The organism is Cupriavidus sp. 86D6, assembly GCF_057815095.1.
On record NZ_JBYPSB010000001.1, the window covers coordinates 32769 to 49010 of the forward strand.

The 16242-nt window shown below is 64.9% G+C and carries 13 protein-coding genes; 10 read left to right on the top strand and 3 right to left on the bottom strand.

Annotated features, from left to right (window positions below; all coding sequences use genetic code 11):
- The first annotated feature begins 307 nt into the window (after positions 1–307).
- The 8 genes from murG (at position 308) to lpxC (ending at position 9322) form a co-directional block, all read left to right on the top strand.
- A complete protein-coding gene (gene murG / locus AC3G88_RS00140; protein ID WP_488773577.1) occupies positions 308–1378 on the top strand; it encodes an undecaprenyldiphospho-muramoylpentapeptide beta-N-acetylglucosaminyltransferase in 1071 nt (356 codons plus the stop codon).
- Between the two features lie 10 nt (positions 1379–1388).
- Entirely contained in the window at positions 1389–2804 is a 1416-nt protein-coding gene (gene murC / locus AC3G88_RS00145; RefSeq protein ID WP_400391246.1) for a UDP-N-acetylmuramate--L-alanine ligase, read from the top strand.
- The gene (locus AC3G88_RS00150; RefSeq protein WP_488773576.1) at positions 2801–3784 is read left to right on the top strand and encodes a D-alanine--D-alanine ligase; all 984 of its coding nucleotides are present in this window, start codon (positions 2801–2803) and stop codon (positions 3782–3784) included. The genes murC and AC3G88_RS00150 overlap by 4 nt, the downstream gene beginning before the upstream one ends.
- A gap of 37 nt (positions 3785–3821) precedes the next feature.
- Complete coding sequence (locus tag AC3G88_RS00155; RefSeq protein WP_488773575.1) at positions 3822–4724, top strand: cell division protein FtsQ/DivIB; 903 nt, start codon at positions 3822–3824, stop codon at positions 4722–4724.
- The gene (gene ftsA / locus AC3G88_RS00160) at positions 4721–5953 is read left to right on the top strand and encodes a cell division protein FtsA (protein WP_061955279.1); all 1233 of its coding nucleotides are present in this window, start codon (positions 4721–4723) and stop codon (positions 5951–5953) included. The genes AC3G88_RS00155 and ftsA overlap by 4 nt, the downstream gene beginning before the upstream one ends.
- A gap of 196 nt (positions 5954–6149) precedes the next feature.
- Positions 6150–7340, top strand: coding sequence for a cell division protein FtsZ (gene ftsZ / locus AC3G88_RS00165; RefSeq protein ID WP_092601247.1), 1191 nt, complete (start codon positions 6150–6152; stop codon positions 7338–7340).
- 403 nt (positions 7341–7743) lie between these two features.
- Positions 7744–8250, top strand: coding sequence for a peroxiredoxin (locus AC3G88_RS00170; RefSeq protein ID WP_488892916.1), 507 nt, complete (start codon positions 7744–7746; stop codon positions 8248–8250).
- Between the two features lie 154 nt (positions 8251–8404).
- Positions 8405–9322 carry a UDP-3-O-acyl-N-acetylglucosamine deacetylase gene (gene lpxC, locus AC3G88_RS00175; RefSeq protein WP_488892917.1) on the top strand — a complete coding sequence of 306 codons (918 nt, stop codon included), beginning with the start codon at positions 8405–8407 and terminating at the stop codon, positions 9320–9322.
- A gap of 73 nt (positions 9323–9395) precedes the next feature.
- Here lpxC and AC3G88_RS00180 read toward each other — a convergent pair whose 3' ends face one another.
- From AC3G88_RS00180 to AC3G88_RS00190, 3 genes are all read right to left on the bottom strand, one after another.
- Positions 9396–10100 carry a hypothetical protein gene (locus tag AC3G88_RS00180; RefSeq protein ID WP_488892918.1) on the bottom strand — a complete coding sequence of 235 codons (705 nt, stop codon included), beginning with the start codon at positions 10098–10100 and terminating at the stop codon, positions 9396–9398.
- A gap of 31 nt (positions 10101–10131) precedes the next feature.
- Entirely contained in the window at positions 10132–11304 is a 1173-nt protein-coding gene (locus AC3G88_RS00185) for a M20 aminoacylase family protein (RefSeq protein WP_488892919.1), read from the bottom strand.
- Positions 11305–11557: 253 nt separating this feature from the next.
- A complete protein-coding gene (locus AC3G88_RS00190) occupies positions 11558–12061 on the bottom strand; it encodes a DciA family protein (RefSeq protein WP_400397169.1) in 504 nt (167 codons plus the stop codon).
- A gap of 105 nt (positions 12062–12166) precedes the next feature.
- On the opposite strand from AC3G88_RS00190, the gene AC3G88_RS00195 reads away from it, so the two are divergent.
- The gene (locus AC3G88_RS00195) at positions 12167–13111 is read left to right on the top strand and encodes a M23 family metallopeptidase (RefSeq protein WP_488892920.1); all 945 of its coding nucleotides are present in this window, start codon (positions 12167–12169) and stop codon (positions 13109–13111) included.
- Between the two features lie 243 nt (positions 13112–13354).
- Complete coding sequence (secA, locus tag AC3G88_RS00200) at positions 13355–16144, top strand: preprotein translocase subunit SecA (protein ID WP_400392302.1); 2790 nt, start codon at positions 13355–13357, stop codon at positions 16142–16144.
- Positions 16145–16242 lie beyond the last annotated feature (98 nt).

The following is a 16242-nucleotide window of genomic DNA, read 5'->3' on the forward strand; positions in this document are numbered from 1 at the left end:
GATTTCGGCGAAGGCTAACTTCCTGCGCAAGCAGGAAGTTAAGCGCAGCGGCCGAAGCCAAAATCGCCGGGCGCGCGGAGGGAAGGTATGACCGGAGTGCGTCAACGCTCGATTTCGGCGAAGGCTAACTTCCTGCGCAAGCAGGAAGTTAAGCGCAGCGGCCGAAGCCAAAATCGCCGGGCGCGCGGAGGGAAGGTATGACCGGAGTGCGTCAACGCTCGATTTCGGCGAAGGCTAACTTCCTGCGCAAGCAGGAAGTTAAGCGCAGCGGCCGAAGCCAGAATCGCCGGATGCGCGGAGGGAAGGTATGACCGACCGCACCCTTCTCGTCATGGCTGGCGGCACCGGGGGGCACGTGTTCCCGGGGCTGGCGGTCGCGCGCGCGCTGCGCGACGAGGGCTGGCGCGTGGTCTGGCTGGGTAATCGCTCGGGCATGGAAGCCACGCTGGTGCCCAAGCATGACATCCCGATGGAGTACATCCAGTTCGGTGGCCTGCGCGGCAAGGGCCTGGTGACCAAGCTGCTGCTGCCGCTGAACCTGCTGCGCGCGTTCTGGCAAAGCATCGGCGCGCTGCGCCGGGTGAAGCCCGACGTGGTGCTGGGCATGGGGGGCTACATTACGTTCCCGGCCGGGATGATGGCGTCGCTGCTGGGCCGGCCGCTGGTGCTGCATGAGCAGAACTCCATCGCCGGGCTGGCCAACAAGGTGCTGGCCAAGGTGGCCGACCGCGTGCTGTGCGCGTTCCCGGACGCGCTGCCGGACAGCGAATGGACCGGCAACCCGGTCCGCGCCGAACTGGCGGAGATCCCGGAGCCGGCGTCTCGCTACGACCATCGCACCGGACCGCTGCGCATCCTTGTGGTGGGCGGCAGCCTCGGCGCGGCGGCACTGAACGACGTCGTGCCGAAGGCGCTGGCCTTGCTGCCCGAGGCCACCCGGCCGACGGTGAAGCATCAGGCCGGCGCGAAACAGATCGACAAGCTGCGCGCCAACTACGTGGCGGCGGGCGTGGCCGGCGAGACCGTGCCATTTATCGACGACATGGCGGCGGCCTACGCCGACGCCGACCTGGTCATCTGCCGCGCTGGCGCGATGACGGTCTCGGAAGTGGCGGCCGCCGGGGTGGCCGCGCTGTTCGTGCCGTTCCCGCACGCGGTGGACGACCACCAGACCACCAACGCCAGCTTCCTGTCGAAGCAGGGCGCGGCGTTGCTGGTGCAACAGAACGCATTGACCGCGGAGGGCCTGGCGCAAACGATCGCCGGTCTGGACCGCGGCCAGTTGAAGGACATGGCGCGCGCGGCGCGCAGCCTGGCCAAACCTGAGGCAACCCGGCGCGTGGCCGAGATCTGCCGGCAGGTGGCGGGCGAAAAATGAAACGGAAGCAATGAAGCATATCGTCAAGAACATCCACTTCGTAGGCATTGGCGGGGCCGGCATGAGCGGCATCGCCGAGGTCCTGCTGAACCTGGGCTACAAGGTCTCGGGCTCCGACATGGGCAGCAACGCTGCCACGCGGCGCCTGGCCTCGCTCGGCGCCCGCGTGTGCCACGGCCATGATGCGGCCAATGTGGAAGGCGCCAACGCCGTGGTCGTGTCGACCGCGGTGACCCACGACAACCCGGAAGTGCTGGCCGCGCGCGCCAAGCGCATTCCGGTGGTGCCGCGCGCCGTGATGCTGGCCGAACTGATGCGCCTGAAGCAGGGCGTGGCCATCGCCGGCACGCACGGCAAGACCACGACCACCAGCCTGGTGGCGTCGGTGCTGGCCGAGGGCGGGCTCGACCCGACCTTCGTGATCGGCGGCCGGCTGAATTCGGCCGGCGCCAACGCGCGCCTGGGCACGGGCGACTTCATCGTGGCCGAGGCCGACGAGTCGGATGCGTCGTTCCTGAACCTGTTCCCGGTGATGGAAGTCATCACCAATATCGACGCCGACCACATGGACACGTACGGGCATGACTTTGCCCGTCTGAAGCAGGCGTTCGTGGAATTCACCCAGCGCCTGCCGTTCTACGGCATTGCCGTGCTGTGCGTGGATGACCCGAACGTGCGCGAGATCATGCCGTTCGTGTCCAAGCCCGTGGTGCGCTACGGCTTTGCCGAGGATGCCCAGATCCGCGCGATCAACGCCCGCGCGGTGGACGGCCAGATGCATTTCACGGTGCTGCGCCAGCTCAACGGCCACGCCGAACCGCCGCTGGACGTGGTGCTGAACCTGCCGGGCCTGCACAACGTGCAGAACGCGCTGGCCGCCATCGCCATCGCCACCGAACTGGAGGTGCCCGACGCCGCCATCGTCAAGGCGCTGCGCGAGTTCCACGGCGTGGGCCGCCGCTTCCAGCGCTACGGCGAGGTGGCGACGCCCGATGGCGCCGGCACGTTCACGCTGGTGGACGACTACGGCCACCACCCGGTGGAAATGGCCGCCACGCTGGCCGCCGCGCGCGGTGCATTCCCGGACCGCCGGCTGGTGCTGGCCTTCCAGCCGCACCGGTTCACGCGGACGCGCGACTGCTTCGAGGATTTCGTGAAGGTGCTGGGCACCGTCGACGCGCTGCTGCTGGCCGAGGTGTATGCGGCCGGCGAGGCGCCCATCGTGGCCGCCGACGGCCGCGCGCTGACCCGCGCGCTGCGGGTGGCCAACAAGGTAGAACCCGTTTTTGTGGAACAGATCGAAGACATGCCCCAATCGATCATGGATGCCGTGCGACCTGGCGATGTGGTCGTGACCATGGGTGCCGGCACGATCGGTGCGGTGCCGGGACAACTGGTGTCGCACCAGGCGGGAGGTCAGCAATGAGCTTCGTGGCGCATCCCAATATCGATCCGAAATCGCTGGGCAAGGTTGGCGTGCTGCTGGGCGGGCGCTCGGCCGAGCGCGAAATCTCGCTGATGTCCGGCAACGGCGTGCTGGCGGCACTGCAGTCGCGCGGCGTGGACGCCCACGCGTTCGACCCGGCGCTGCAGTCCGTGGCGGAACTGGCCGCGGCGAAGTTCGACCGCGTCTTCATCGCGCTGCATGGCCGTTACGGCGAGGACGGCACGATGCAGGGCCTGCTGGAACAGCTGGGCGTGCCCTATACGGGCAGCGGCGTGCTGGCGTCGGCGCTGGCCATGGACAAGCAGGCCACCAAGCGCCTGTGGATGACGCACGGCCTGGCCACGCCGCGCTTTGCGATGCTGTACGCCGATACCGATTTCGACGCCGTGGTGCGGGATCTGGGCCTGCCGCTGATCGTCAAGCCGGCCCGCGAGGGGTCGTCGATCGGCCTGACCAAGGTCACCGACGCCGGCCAGATGCGCGAGGCGTTCGAGAAGGCGGCGGGGCTCGATGCCGACGTCATCGCCGAGACGTTCATCGACGGCGACGAGCTGACCTGCCCCGTGGTGGGCGAGGGCGCAACGGCCGAAGCACTGCCCGTTATCAAGATTGTCGCGCCCGAGTCCAACTACGACTATCAAAATAAGTACTTTACTGACGTTACCCAATACCTGTGCCCGTCAACTTTGCCTGAGGCACTGGAGAACGAAGTGCGGGCGCTGGCCGTCGAAGCGTTTCGCGTGCTGGGTTGCCGTGGCTGGGCCCGTGCGGACGTCATGCTGACCCGCGACGGCCGCCCGCATCTGCTCGAAATGAATACGTCGCCCGGCATGACCGGCCATTCGCTCGTGCCGATGGCGGCGCGCGCGGCGGGCATCAGCTACGAGGATTTCGTGATGCAGGTGCTGGCCGCCGCGACGCTTGACCTGCATCCGAACGAGCACTGGAAACCCGAATAACCGCATCACCAACGGCTGACCGCCCCACCAAACGACCATGTGGCACAACGCGCGCCTGCTCAACCTGATCGCCTCAGCGCTCTATGCGCTGGTGGCGCTCATGGCGCTTGGCGCCGGCCTGTTGTGGCTGGCGCAGCGGCCCGTGTTCGCCATTACCCACGTGGAACTGACGTCGCTGGACGGCAGCCAGCTGCGCCACGTGAACGCGCCGAGCGTGCGGGCCAACGCGCTGAACAAGCTGTCGGGCAATTTCTTCACGCTCGACCTGAACGCGGCGCGCCAGGCGTTCGAGTCGGTGCCCTGGGTGCGCCATGCCAGCGTGCGGCGCGAATGGCCGAACGGCCTGGCGGTACAGGTGGAAGAGCACGAGGCGCTGGGCACGTGGGGTGGGTCGGACAGCGGCCGGCTGATCAATACCTACGGCGAGGTATTCGTCGCCAACACGGCCGAAGCCGAGGAAGACGCCCAGTTGCTGGCGCTGGACGGCCCGCCGGACAGCGAGGAAGACGTGGTCGAGAAGCTGGAGACCATGCGCGAGTGGTTCAAGCCGATCAAGGCCGAACCGCTGGCCGTGGCCCTTTCCGGCCGCTATGCTTGGCGCGCAAAGCTGTCCAACGGCACGGTGATCGAGTTCGGGCGCGAGCAGAACGACGAGGATCGCGCCGCCATGGAGGCGCGGGTCAAGCGTTTCGTGGCGTCGTGGCCGCAGTTGACCCAGCAGTGGGGCAAGCAGATCGAGTACGCCGACCTGCGGTATCCCAACGGTTTTGCCATCCGCACGGCCAGCGTGCGCTTCCTGACCGAAGCCCAGGCGCAAGCGGCGGCCAAGGCAGCGGCCAAGGCGGCAGCGGGTGCGGCAGGTTCCCAGGCGGCTTCGGCCGGCAACACCAACAACAATCCGACGCGACTCAAGAGTAAGAACGCGGAGAAAACTCGATGAGCAAGGAATACAAGGACCTTCTGGTCGGTCTCGACATCGGCACCTCGAAGGTGGCGGCCGTGGTGGCGGAACTGCGCCCCGACGGCAGCTATGAGGTCATCGGGATGGGCCAGTCAGAGTCCAAGGGTTTGAAGAAGGGGGTCGTGGTCAACATCGAGGCCACCGTGCAGTCGATCCAGCGGGCGCTGGAAGAGGCCGAACTGATGGCCGATTGCAAGATTGCCGAGGTGTTCACGGGCATTGCCGGCAGCCATATCCGCAGCTTCAACTCCAGCGGCATGGTGGCGATCAAGGACAAGGAGGTCACGCAGACGGACGTGGCCCGCGTGATCGAGACCGCCAAGGCGGTGAACATCCCGACCGACCAGCAGATCCTGCACATCCTGACGCAGGAATTCATCATCGACGGCCAGGAAGACGTGCGCGAGCCCATCGGCATGAGCGGCATCCGCCTGGAAGTGAAGGTGCATATCGTCACCGGCGCGGTCAGCGCGGCCCAGAACATCGTCAAGTGCGTGCGCCGTTGCGGCCTGGAAGTGCATGACCTGATCCTGCAGCCGCTGGCGTCGAGCCTGGCGGTGCTGACCGAGGACGAGAAGGAACTGGGCGTGGTGCTGGTCGACATCGGCGGCGGCACCACCGACATCGCCATCTTCAGCGAGGGCGCGATCCGCCATACGGCCGTGATCCCCATCGCCGGCGACCAGATCACCAACGACATCGCGATGGCGCTGCGCACGCCGACGCCCGATGCCGAGGACATCAAGATGCAGTACGGCATTGCCAAGCAGGCGATTGCCGACCCGGAAGACATGATCGAGGTGCCCGGCGTGGGCGACCGCGGCACGCGCACGCTGAGCCGCCAGGCGCTGGCCGCCGTGATCGAGCCGCGTATCGAGGAGCTGTATTCGCTGGTGCACCAGGTGGTGCGCGAGTCGGGTTACGAGGAACTGCTGTCGTCGGGCGTGGTGATTACCGGCGGTACGGCGATGATGCCGGGCATGGTCGAGCTGGGCGAGGACATTTTCCTGAAGCCGGTGCGCGTGGGCGTGCCCGAGTACCGCGGCAATCTGCACGAAGTCGTGAAGAGTCCGCGCTATTCGACCGTTATGGGGCTGCTGCAGGAAGGCTGCGTGCAGCGCATGCGCGGGCGCAAGGTGGCCGTGCAGAGCGGCCAGGTGAAGCAGGTGTGGACGCGCATGAAGGAATGGTTTGTCGGCAACTTCTGAGCCGCAAGCTTGTCAGGACTTTTTTAAGTGTGACGATCCTGTTGCAGTCAGCCGAACGGATCGTGGCACGTTGAGCAGGTCAAGCAGTTTTGCTGCGGTATTGGCTAGTCGTTTTTTGATGGTTTCTTGTTCAGAAACCAAGGGTTGCGGCGGGGAGGCTGCAGCGTTTGGGGACTGATTTTTCTCGGAGGCAGTGATGGACTTTGACATGATCGAAACGGAGATTCAGGACGGCACCATCATCAAGGTGGTGGGCGTGGGCGGTGCAGGCGGCAACGCCGTGCAGCACATGATCAGCCGTGGGGTGCAGGGCGTGGAATTCATCTGCATGAACACCGATGCCCAGGCGCTGAAGCGTTCGAGCGCATCGCGCGTGCTGCAGCTTGGCAATTCCGGGCTGGGTGCCGGCGCCAAGCCTGAAGTGGGCCGCAACTGCGCGGAGCAGGCGCGCGAACAGATCGCCGATTCGCTGCGCGGCGCCCACATGGTCTTCATCACTGCCGGCATGGGCGGCGGTACCGGTACCGGTGCTGCGCCGATCGTGGCGCAGGTGGCCAAGGAAATGGGCATCCTGACCGTGGGCGTGGTCAGCAAGCCGTTCGACTTCGAAGGCGCGCGCCGCGCCAAGGTGGCCGAACATGGCTCGGGCGAGCTGGAATCGTCGGTGGACTCGCTGATCGTTGTGCTCAACGAGAAGCTGTTCGAAGTGATGGGCGACGACGCCGAGATGGACAAGTGCTTCCAGTGCGCCGATGACGTGCTGCACAACGCCGTGGCCGGCATCGCCGAGATCATCAATGTCGATGGTCTGGTGAACGTCGACTTCGAAGACGTGAAGACGGTGATGGGCGAGCAGGGCAAGGCCATGATGGGCACGGCAACCGTGTCGGGCGTGGATCGCGCCCGCCTGGCGGCCGAGCAGGCCGTGGCCAGCCCGCTGCTGGAAGGCGTGGACCTGTCCGGCGCGCGTGGCGTGCTGGTCAACATCACGGCCAGCCGTTCGCTGAAGCTGTCGGAAACCAAGGAAGTCATGAACACGATCCGCAGCTATGCCGCGGAAGACGCGACCGTGATCTTCGGTACGGTGTACGACGACTCGATGGGGGACGCCCTGCGCGTGACCGTGGTGGCCACGGGCCTGGGCCGTTCGGCCAAGAAGCAGCAGCCGATGACGCTGCTGAAGACCGGCACGGACAACATCCCGGTGCAGATGATGGCGGGCCTGACGGCCGCGCCGGCCCATGCATCGCCGGACTACAGCAACCTGGATACCCCGGCGGTGTGGCGCAGCTCGCGTGAGTCGGCATCGGCTCACGTGGCGGCGTTGCAAGAAAAGGGTGTGGATACGTACGACATCCCGGCCTTCCTGCGCAAGCAGGCGGACTAAGTTGGGAACCGGCAGGGCAGCGGCATCCGCCGCGCGCCTGGCAGGCTGTCAGCGGTCCGTCACGCATCGCCTGGGCGCTCCCTATCCGCCCGGCGTTTGCCTGGACTGACGTCACCCGTCAGTGCGTGCGGCTGCGCCGCGCCACGCCACATGTTGTCCGTCGCATCCCGTTGCCGGGCAGGCAGGCCATCGGCCGCCTCCCCGGACTGGTTTCCCGCCCCCGGCGGCGGGATGTCTCCGTCCGCGCGGCGCGTTGACCCAACGCGCCGCGCGGCGTTTCGAATCCCAGGTAATTCCTGCTGCACCCGCATGCCGCGCCGCTTGGTGGCGACGGCATCCGCCCCTATGATGCAGGCAGGTTTTTCCGATACACGCCAGACACCACGCTGGAGGATTGTCCAAAATGATCGCCGTTGGCCAGCGCGTCCCCGACGCCACGTTGTACGAGTTCTTTGAGACCGAGACCGGCGGCTGCGCGCTGGGCCCCAATGCCTTTCCGGTGGCCGAACTGGTCAAGGGCAAGAAGATCGTGGTGTTCGGCCTGCCCGGCGCATTCACGCCCACCTGCTCGGCCAAGCATGTGCCGGGCTTCGTCAACCTCAACGACCAGCTGCGCGCGGCTGGCGTGGACGAGGTCTGGTGCCATGCGGTCAACGACGCCTTCGTGATGGGCGCCTGGGGCCGCGAGCAGAAGACCGATGGAAAGGTCCGCATGATGGCCGACGGTGCCGCACAGTGGGCAAAGGCGCTCGGCCTGGACCAGGACCTGAGCCAGCGCGGCCTGGGCGTGCGCGCCAAGCGTTATGCCATGGTCATCGACGATGGCGTGGTGACGCACCTGGCCGTGGAAGAACCGGGCGAATTCAAGGTGAGCAGCGCCGAAGCGGTTCTGGAAGCGTTGCGCGCCTGACACGAAGCGTGTCAGTGAGGGTGATGTATTGGGCGCTTCATTAACATTGCATAACACCCGGACACAAAGTGGTGCAGCGCAATACATCCAGTAATGGTAGTATCGCGTTATTGGAAATTACGCCCAATAGCTTTTAATAATAGTTGAGGCCGTCATGCTCAAACAGCGCACTATCAAATCCGTGGTGAAGACGGTCGGCATCGGTTTGCACTCGGGTCGCAAGGTGACGCTGTCGCTGAGGCCGGCCCCCGCCGATACCGGCATCGTCTTCACGCGCGTCGATCTGCCCGAAGCGGTGGAAATTCCGGTGGCCGCCAGCGCCATCGGCGACACCCGTCTGGCGTCGGTCCTGCAGAAGGACGGCGCCCGCGTTTCGACGGTCGAGCACCTGATGTCGGCCTGCGCCGGCCTGGGCATCGACAACCTCTACGTCGACGTCGACGCCGAGGAAATCCCGATCATGGACGGCAGCGCGGCTTCGTTCGTATTCCTGCTGCAGTCCGCGGGCATCGAGGAGCAGCCGGCCGCCAAGCGTTTCATCCGCGTCAAGAAGGCGGTGGAAGTGCGCGAGGGCGACAAGCTGGCCCGCCTGGAGCCGTTCTTCGGTTTCAAGCTCGCGTTCACGATCGACTTCCGCCATCCGGCGGTCGACAAGACCGGCCAGACGTTCTCGATCGACTTTGCCGATACGAGCTATGTCCGCGAAATCGCGCGTGCCCGCACGTTCGGCTTTGCCCACGAGGTGGAAGCGTTGCGCGAGATGGGCCTGGCCCGTGGCGGCAGCCTGGACAACGCGATCGTGCTCGACGAGCACCGCATGCTGAACAACGAGGAACTGCGCTACGGCGACGAGTTCGTGCGTCACAAGATCCTCGATGCCATTGGCGATCTGTACGTGGTGGGCCATCCGCTGATTGGCTCGTACGTTGCCCACAAGTCGGGCCACGGTCTGAACAACCAGCTGCTGCGCGCACTACTGGCCGACCAGGAAGCCTACGAGATCGTGACCTTCGACAAGGTCGAGGAAGCGCCCACGGCTTTCCTGCCGCAGGTGCAACCGGCGTTTGCCTGATCGACCATAGCGGTTCCGCCAGATTGAAAAACCCCCGTTCGTGAGAGCGGGGGTTTTTTGTTGGGATCGCCGATCAGGCCGGCATGGGTTTCGCAGGCTTGGGGCCTGCAAGGGCCAGCACGATACCCAGGGCGACACCAAGCAATGCCGCAAACAGGATCTGGGAATCGGGGGGCAGCAGGAAGGTCAGTCCATGGGCGGGAATCCAGAAGAACGGAATGGTCTTCTTGAACACGAAGCCCCACTGCGTCTGCCAGTCGAGCGCCTTCAGGTGTTCCGCGACGGCAATCGGCCGGTATAGCGACCGCCACGAGCCGTGATGGCGGACGATATGCATGTCCGTGACCTTGTGGGCGGTCATCATGACCGGCGAGAAGGTCAGGTTCAGCAAGGTGCTGATAATCAGGGCGCCCACCAGTTTGAGCATCGTGAAACCGCCCGCCATGGCCGCGACAATGCCGTCGATGCCCAGGTATTCCGCAAAATAGGGCGAGCCGACGGCAAAGACCTTGAACGCCATGCTGATGAACAGGCCGAGAATGCCCCAGACGACCATTCTCGGCAGGATGCCGAACCCCTTCCTGAAATAATGCCCGGTGCGTATGCGCTGCCCGATGACCTCGCCCAACGTCGCCAGCACGCCAAACTTGATAAACGCCATGACCATGCCGTGCTGCCCGTTGAAGCTCTTGTAGGCATCGAGCCATGCCGGGAACACCGCGAACGGCAGAAGTATCAGGCAGAGCAGCGCGACCAGCGCCAGATCCTGTGTTTTCATGGGATAACCTCGAATCCAGCCTGCATGGGGCCTACTTCAGGTATCGCTCGGTCAGCGCGCACCAGTATGCGGCGGCAGGCACCAGGCATTTGTCGTTGAAGTCATAACCGGGGTTATGCACCATGCAATAGCGCGGCTCGTCGCCCCCGCCGATCAGCATGTAGCTGCCATTTGGATTGGCTTCGAGCATGAACGCAAAATCCTCGCTGCCGGGTAGCTGAGGCGCGTCGGTATGGACCTTGTTCCTGCCAAACACGTCCTCCGCGACCTCGGCGGCGAACTCGGTGGCCTGGTCGTCATTGACCAGCACCGGGCTGCCGTTCACATGAAAGACTTCGGCAGTCGCGCCAAAACTCTGCGCCTGCAGCTGGGCGACTTCGCCGATCCGTTTGAGCAGCAGGGTGCGGATGGACGGATTCAACGACCGGACGCTCAGTTTCATGAGGGCCTTGGCGTTGATAATGTTTGGCGCTTCTCCGGACTGGATGCTGCCGATGGTGATAACCGCGGCCTCGAACGGCGACACATTACGCGAGACAATGGTTTGCAGCGCGGTGCCGATATGGCAGGCAACTAGCGTGGCATCGACCGTTTTCTCCGGAATCGCACCATGCCCGCCGACCCCGGTAATCTCGATATGCAAGGTGTCGGACGATGCCATGAATGCACCCTTCCTGAAATAGAATTCGCATTCCTTGAATCCCGGCATGTTGTGCATGGCGAAAATCGCATCGCAGGGAAATTGCTCGAACAATCCGTCATGCACCATGACTTTGCCGCCGTAAAGCAATTCCTCGGCCGGCTGGAAAATCAGATGCAGCGTGCCGTCGAAATTCCGGGTCTTTGCCAGATATTCCGCCGCACATAACAGAATCGCGGTATGTCCGTCGTGGCCGCAGCCGTGGAATTTGCCGGGAACGGTGCTGCTCCATTCCTTTTGGCTGTTTTCGGTCATCGGCAAGGCGTCCATATCGGCGCGGATGCCCAGGCGCCTGCTGCCATTGCCCACCTTCAGCGTGCCGACCACGCCGGTCCGGGCCAAGCCGCGATGCACCTCGTAGCCCCAGCCTTTTAGCATTTCTGCTACGAGATCGCTGGTCCGGGTTTCTTCGAATCCGATTTCCGGGTGTTGGTGGATCTGACGCCGAATTCGGATAAATCTGTCTTCGCTTTCGGAAATGGCTTTCAGAATGCGCTGGTACATGATGTTTCTCCTTTGGACAATGCAAAGGGTCGTGATGTACGCCCGAGCCCATTCTATGAGCCGGAAAGCTTGATCAAATTGCCCGGCGTCATGGTTTTGACGACAGCGGGCCCGATGCGCGGCTCGCGCACCGGTACATCAAAATCGCGGGGAAATATCAGGATTTGCGATGACCGTCGCATCTGCCCGATAGGCGCAACGATGTGGGATTATCGTGATGGGCTCGACTGAAGCGTTTTGGGGCTTTCGGTCTTCAGCGGTGACGCGCCAGCAATGCCTGCACGGCGTCCTTCAGCGGCGAATCCTCCAGGGTGCGCGCCAGTGCGTCCATGCTCTGCATGCCGGCTTGCGACAGATTCTGCGTGCGCGGCTTGCGCTCGACGGGCTCGGTGTCCCAGTCGCCGCGTCCCACCTCGGGTTGTACCCGTACCCGGATTGCAGTAACCTGCGAGCCTCGTTGTTGCAACCGGGAAAGCAATGTGGGCACCACTTGCCTGACCCGTGCGGCGGCCGCGCCATGGGCGGCCAGCAACAGCAGCGTCTGCTCCGCCTGCGGGCCCCGGTTGTCGGTCTTGATGCCGCCCACCGCAATGCCGCTGCGCAGGGCCGGTGGCAGCAACGCAAAGACTTCCGCTTCCAGTGACGCCAGTTGCCGCGCGGTCTGCATCAGCGCGGAAACCGGGCCGGACTTGGCCAGCCAATCATTGAGAGGCTTGGCGTTCGGGGTCTGGTGAGCGTGGTGGGTGAACAAGCGCATGCAAGCATTCTAGCGCGCAATCCTTGCCCGTCCGAGAGCCGGGATGCGATGCCTGCCAGCGCGCCGGTGCCTCGATGGCGCCGTCCTTGAAATTGGGGAACGGTCATGCAGATCATCGTGCTGCATCCGCGCGAGCCGCGGGTGTTTCGCTTCCAGTTGACGCGGGCGCGCGTCGTGCTCTTCGGCCTGGCGCTGTGCGCGCTGGTGGCGGCGGCCTCGTCGGGTTTGACCTGGCTGGTTGCCCGCAATGCGTCGGCGCCGGAAATCACCCGCCAGGCGCGGGACAATGCCTATTTGCGCGAGAACCTGGCCGTGATGGCCACCCGGCTGGGCGAACTGCAGGCCCAGATGGTGCGCCTGGACGCGCTCGGCGAGCGCGTGTCCGGCCTGGCCGGCATCTCCCCCCAGGATTTCGATTTCCGCCATCGGCCGGCGCGCGGCGGCCCGGCCCACCCCGCACAGTCCAGCGACCTGACGATGCCCGAGCTGAGTGACGAACTGGCGCGGCTGGGCCGCCAGGCCGACCATCGCGTCGACTATTTCGACGTGATCGAGACCGCGCTGATGGATCGCCAGTTGCGTGAGCGCCGCCAGCCCAGCGTGCTGCCGGTGGCGTCGGGCTACGATGGATCGAGCTTCGGCGCGCGCATCGATCCCTTTAGCGGCCGCCGCTCGCAGCACGATGGCGTGGATTTCGTCGCGCCCGCCGGCACGCCGGTCGTGGCCGCCGCAGGCGGGGTGGTGGTGGCCGCCGAATGGCACCACGAGTACGGCAACATGATCGATATCGACCATGGCAACGGCCTCAAGACCCGCTACGCCCACGCGTCGAAAGTGCTGGTCAAGGCCGGCGACCTGGTCCGGGCGGGCCAGCCGATCGCCCGCGTGGGCAGCACGGGCCGCTCCACAGGGGCGCACCTGCATTTCGAGGTCCATGTGAACGGCGTGCCACGCAACCCGGGCGGCTTCCTGACCGCCGCGGTGCCCGTGCCGGCGCAGCTCCCCCTGGCGGCTGCCCCTGCGCCGACCGACCGGCGCGCCATCCGATGACGACCACCGGCCGCCATCGGGCCGGATGCCCGGAACATTGAAGCCGCCGCGTCTGTCCCAACCTGCTGCACGGGCCGCCGGTCAATGGGGCCGGGCTGTTGCACCTGTACAGAAACTGTGCTGGTGACAGGTCCGGTCAGGACATCGGCACATGATAAACTCGGCGTTTTGCGCCAATCTACCCATTCCTCGCGCGGATTTGGCGGGTCTCGTACCGGTCTGCCGCGCAGGTGAAAGCACTCGATGATCACGGGCCTTCTCAAGAAAGTCTTCGGCAGCCGCAATGAGCGGCTGATCAAACAATATCGCCGCACGGTCACGCAGATCAACGCGCTCGAGCCGAAGTTCGAGGTGCTTTCGGACGACGAACTGCGTGGCATGACCGAGACGTTCCGCCAGCGCCATGCCGGCGGCGAATCGCTCGAATCCCTGCTGCCCGAAGCCTTTGCCGTGTGCCGCGAAGCCAGCAAGCGCGTCATGAAGATGCGCCACTTCGACGTGCAGATGATTGGCGGCATGGTGCTGAACGACAACAAGATCGCCGAAATGCGAACCGGCGAAGGCAAGACGCTGACCGCCACGCTGCCCGTGTACCTGAACGCGCTGACCGGCAAGGGTGTGCACGTGGTGACGGTGAACGACTACCTGGCCCAGCGTGACGCCGAGTGGATGGGGCGCCTGTACAACTTCCTGGGGCTGTCGGTGGGTGTGAACCTGTCGCAGATGCCGCACGACCAGAAGCAGGTGGCCTACAACGCCGACATCACGTACGGCACGAACAACGAGTTCGGGTTCGACTACCTGCGCGACAACATGGTCTACGACCCGTCGCAGCGCGTGCAGCGCCCGCTGCACTATGCGATCGTCGACGAAGTGGACTCGATCCTGATCGATGAGGCGCGTACGCCGCTGATCATCTCGGGCCAGGCCGAGAACCAGACCGACCTCTACCAGCGCATGAACGGCATTCCGAAGCTGCTCGAGCGCCAGATCGGCGAGGAAAAGGCCGATGGCACGGGCGTCGAGAAGCCCGGTGACTACTACGTGGACGAGAAGGGCCACCAGGTCTACCTGACCGAGGCCGGCCACGAGAAGGCCGAGCAGATCCTGGCCGCGCAAGGGCTGATCGGCGAGGGCGAATCGCTCTACGCGCCGCAGAACATCACGCTGATGCACCACCTGTACGCCGCCCTGCGTGCGCAAAGCCTGTTCCATCGCGACCAGCACTACGTGGTACAGAACGACGAAGTGGTGATCGTCGACGAATTCACGGGCCGGCTGATGACGGGCCGCCGCTGGTCCGACGGCCTGCACCAGGCCGTGGAAGCCAAGGAAGGCGTGACGATCCAGCAGGAAAACCAGACGCTGGCCACCATCACGTTCCAGAACTACTTCCGCATGTACGAGAAGCTGGCCGGCATGACTGGCACGGCCGATACCGAAGCGTACGAATTCCAGGAAATCTACGGCCTGGAAGTGGTTGTAATCCCGACCAACCGCCAGGCCCAGCGCAAGGACCTGCAGGACCAGATCTACAAGACGTCGAAGGAACGCTACGACGCCGTGGTGCGCGATATCCGCGACTGCTACGAGCGTGGCCAGCCGGTGCTGGTGGGCACGACGTCGATCGAGACGTCGGAATACCTGTCGGACCTCCTGAACAAGGAAAAGCTGCCGCACCAGGTGCTGAACGCCAAGCAGCACGAGCGCGAAGCCGAGATCGTGGCGCAGGCCGGCCGGCCGAAGATGATCACGATCGCCACGAACATGGCCGGTCGCGGTACCGACATCGTGCTGGGCGGCAACGTCGAGAAGCAATCGGGCTTCATCCAGGCCGACCCGAACCTGTCGGATGCCGAGAAGGCCGCCAGGATCGCGCAACTCGAAGGGGAATGGCAGTCGCTGCACGAGCAGGTCAAGGCATCGGGCGGCCTGCATATCGTGGGCACCGAGCGTCACGAGTCGCGCCGGATCGACAACCAGCTGCGGGGCCGTGCCGGCCGCCAGGGCGACCCGGGTTCGTCGCGCTTCTACCTGTCGCTGGACGACCAGCTGCTGCGCATCTTCGCCGGCGACCGCGTGCGCGCGATCATGGAACGCCTGAAGATGCCCGAGGGCGAGCCGATCGAGGCCGGCATCGTCACGCGTTCGATCGAATCGGCACAGCGCAAGGTGGAAGGCCGCAACTTCGACATCCGCAAGCAGCTGCTGCAGTATGACGACGTGGCCAACGACCAGCGCAAGGAAATCTACAAGCTCCGTAACGACGTGCTGGAAGCCAAGGACGTCGGCGACATGGTGGCCAACCTGCGCGAAAGCGTGATCGTGGAAATGTTCCGCGACTACGTGCCGGCTGAAAGCATGGAAGAGCAGTGGGATATCGCCGGGCTGGAGCAGCGTCTGCGTGACGACTGGAGCCTGGACGTGCCGCTGGCCAAGACCATCGAGGGCGCCCAGAGCATCGAGGACGAGGAGCTGCTGAACCTGATCCTGAAGACCGCGCGCGAGACCTACGACGCCAAGGTGGAACAGGTTGGCCGCGATTCGTTCGCGGGCTTCGAGCGGTCGGTCATGCTGCAGAGCATCGACACGCACTGGCGCGAGCACCTGGCCGCGCTGGATCACCTGCGCCAGGGTATTCACCTGCGCGGCTACGCGCAGAAGGACCCGAAGCAGGAATACAAGCGCGAGTCGTTCGAACTGTTCGCCCGCCTGCTGGACGTCATCAAGAACGAAGTCACGCGCGTGGTGTTCAACGTGCAGATCCAGTCGCCGGAGCAGCTGGAGCAGGCATCCGAGGAAATCGAGGAAGGCCTGTCGCACCTGGCCAACGTGCAATACAAGCACGACGAATTCGCCGACGGCGGCGAGCCGGTGGAAGAGGCGTCGCCGCGCAGCAGCACGGCAGCCGCCGCGATGGCCGCGATGGGCGGCGACGTGGCGCTGGCCGGCATGCCCAAGGTTGGCCGCAACGACCCCTGCCCGTGCGGATCGGGCAAGAAGTTCAAGCAGTGCCACGGCAAGCTGAGCTGAAGCCGGCCCGCCACTGCCGGTGACGCGCCCCGAGCGGCGCGTCATCGACCGAATCCCTGGACATGCCCGCTTGAGCCGACCGCTCAAGCGGGCATGTT

Bases quoted from the DNA above. Each gene is read 5' to 3' on its own strand.
- AC3G88_RS00185 (WP_488892919.1), bottom strand. From the start codon at position 11,304: ATGTACCAGCGCATTCTGAAAGCCATTTCCGAAAGCGAAGACAGATTT.
- murC (WP_400391246.1), top strand. From the start codon at position 1,389: ATGAAGCATATCGTCAAGAACATCCACTTCGTAGGCATTGGCGGGGCC.
- AC3G88_RS00190 (WP_400397169.1), bottom strand. From the start codon at position 12,061: ATGCGCTTGTTCACCCACCACGCTCACCAGACCCCGAACGCCAAGCCT.
- murG (WP_488773577.1), top strand. From the start codon at position 308: ATGACCGACCGCACCCTTCTCGTCATGGCTGGCGGCACCGGGGGGCAC.
- AC3G88_RS00170 (WP_488892916.1), top strand. From the start codon at position 7,744: ATGATCGCCGTTGGCCAGCGCGTCCCCGACGCCACGTTGTACGAGTTC.
- AC3G88_RS00150 (WP_488773576.1), top strand. From the start codon at position 2,801: ATGAGCTTCGTGGCGCATCCCAATATCGATCCGAAATCGCTGGGCAAG.
- ftsA (WP_061955279.1), top strand. From the start codon at position 4,721: ATGAGCAAGGAATACAAGGACCTTCTGGTCGGTCTCGACATCGGCACC.
- AC3G88_RS00155 (WP_488773575.1), top strand. From the start codon at position 3,822: ATGTGGCACAACGCGCGCCTGCTCAACCTGATCGCCTCAGCGCTCTAT.
- AC3G88_RS00180 (WP_488892918.1), bottom strand. From the start codon at position 10,100: ATGAAAACACAGGATCTGGCGCTGGTCGCGCTGCTCTGCCTGATACTT.
- lpxC (WP_488892917.1), top strand. From the start codon at position 8,405: ATGCTCAAACAGCGCACTATCAAATCCGTGGTGAAGACGGTCGGCATC.
- ftsZ (WP_092601247.1), top strand. From the start codon at position 6,150: ATGGACTTTGACATGATCGAAACGGAGATTCAGGACGGCACCATCATC.
- secA (WP_400392302.1), top strand. From the start codon at position 13,355: ATGATCACGGGCCTTCTCAAGAAAGTCTTCGGCAGCCGCAATGAGCGG.
- AC3G88_RS00195 (WP_488892920.1), top strand. From the start codon at position 12,167: ATGCAGATCATCGTGCTGCATCCGCGCGAGCCGCGGGTGTTTCGCTTC.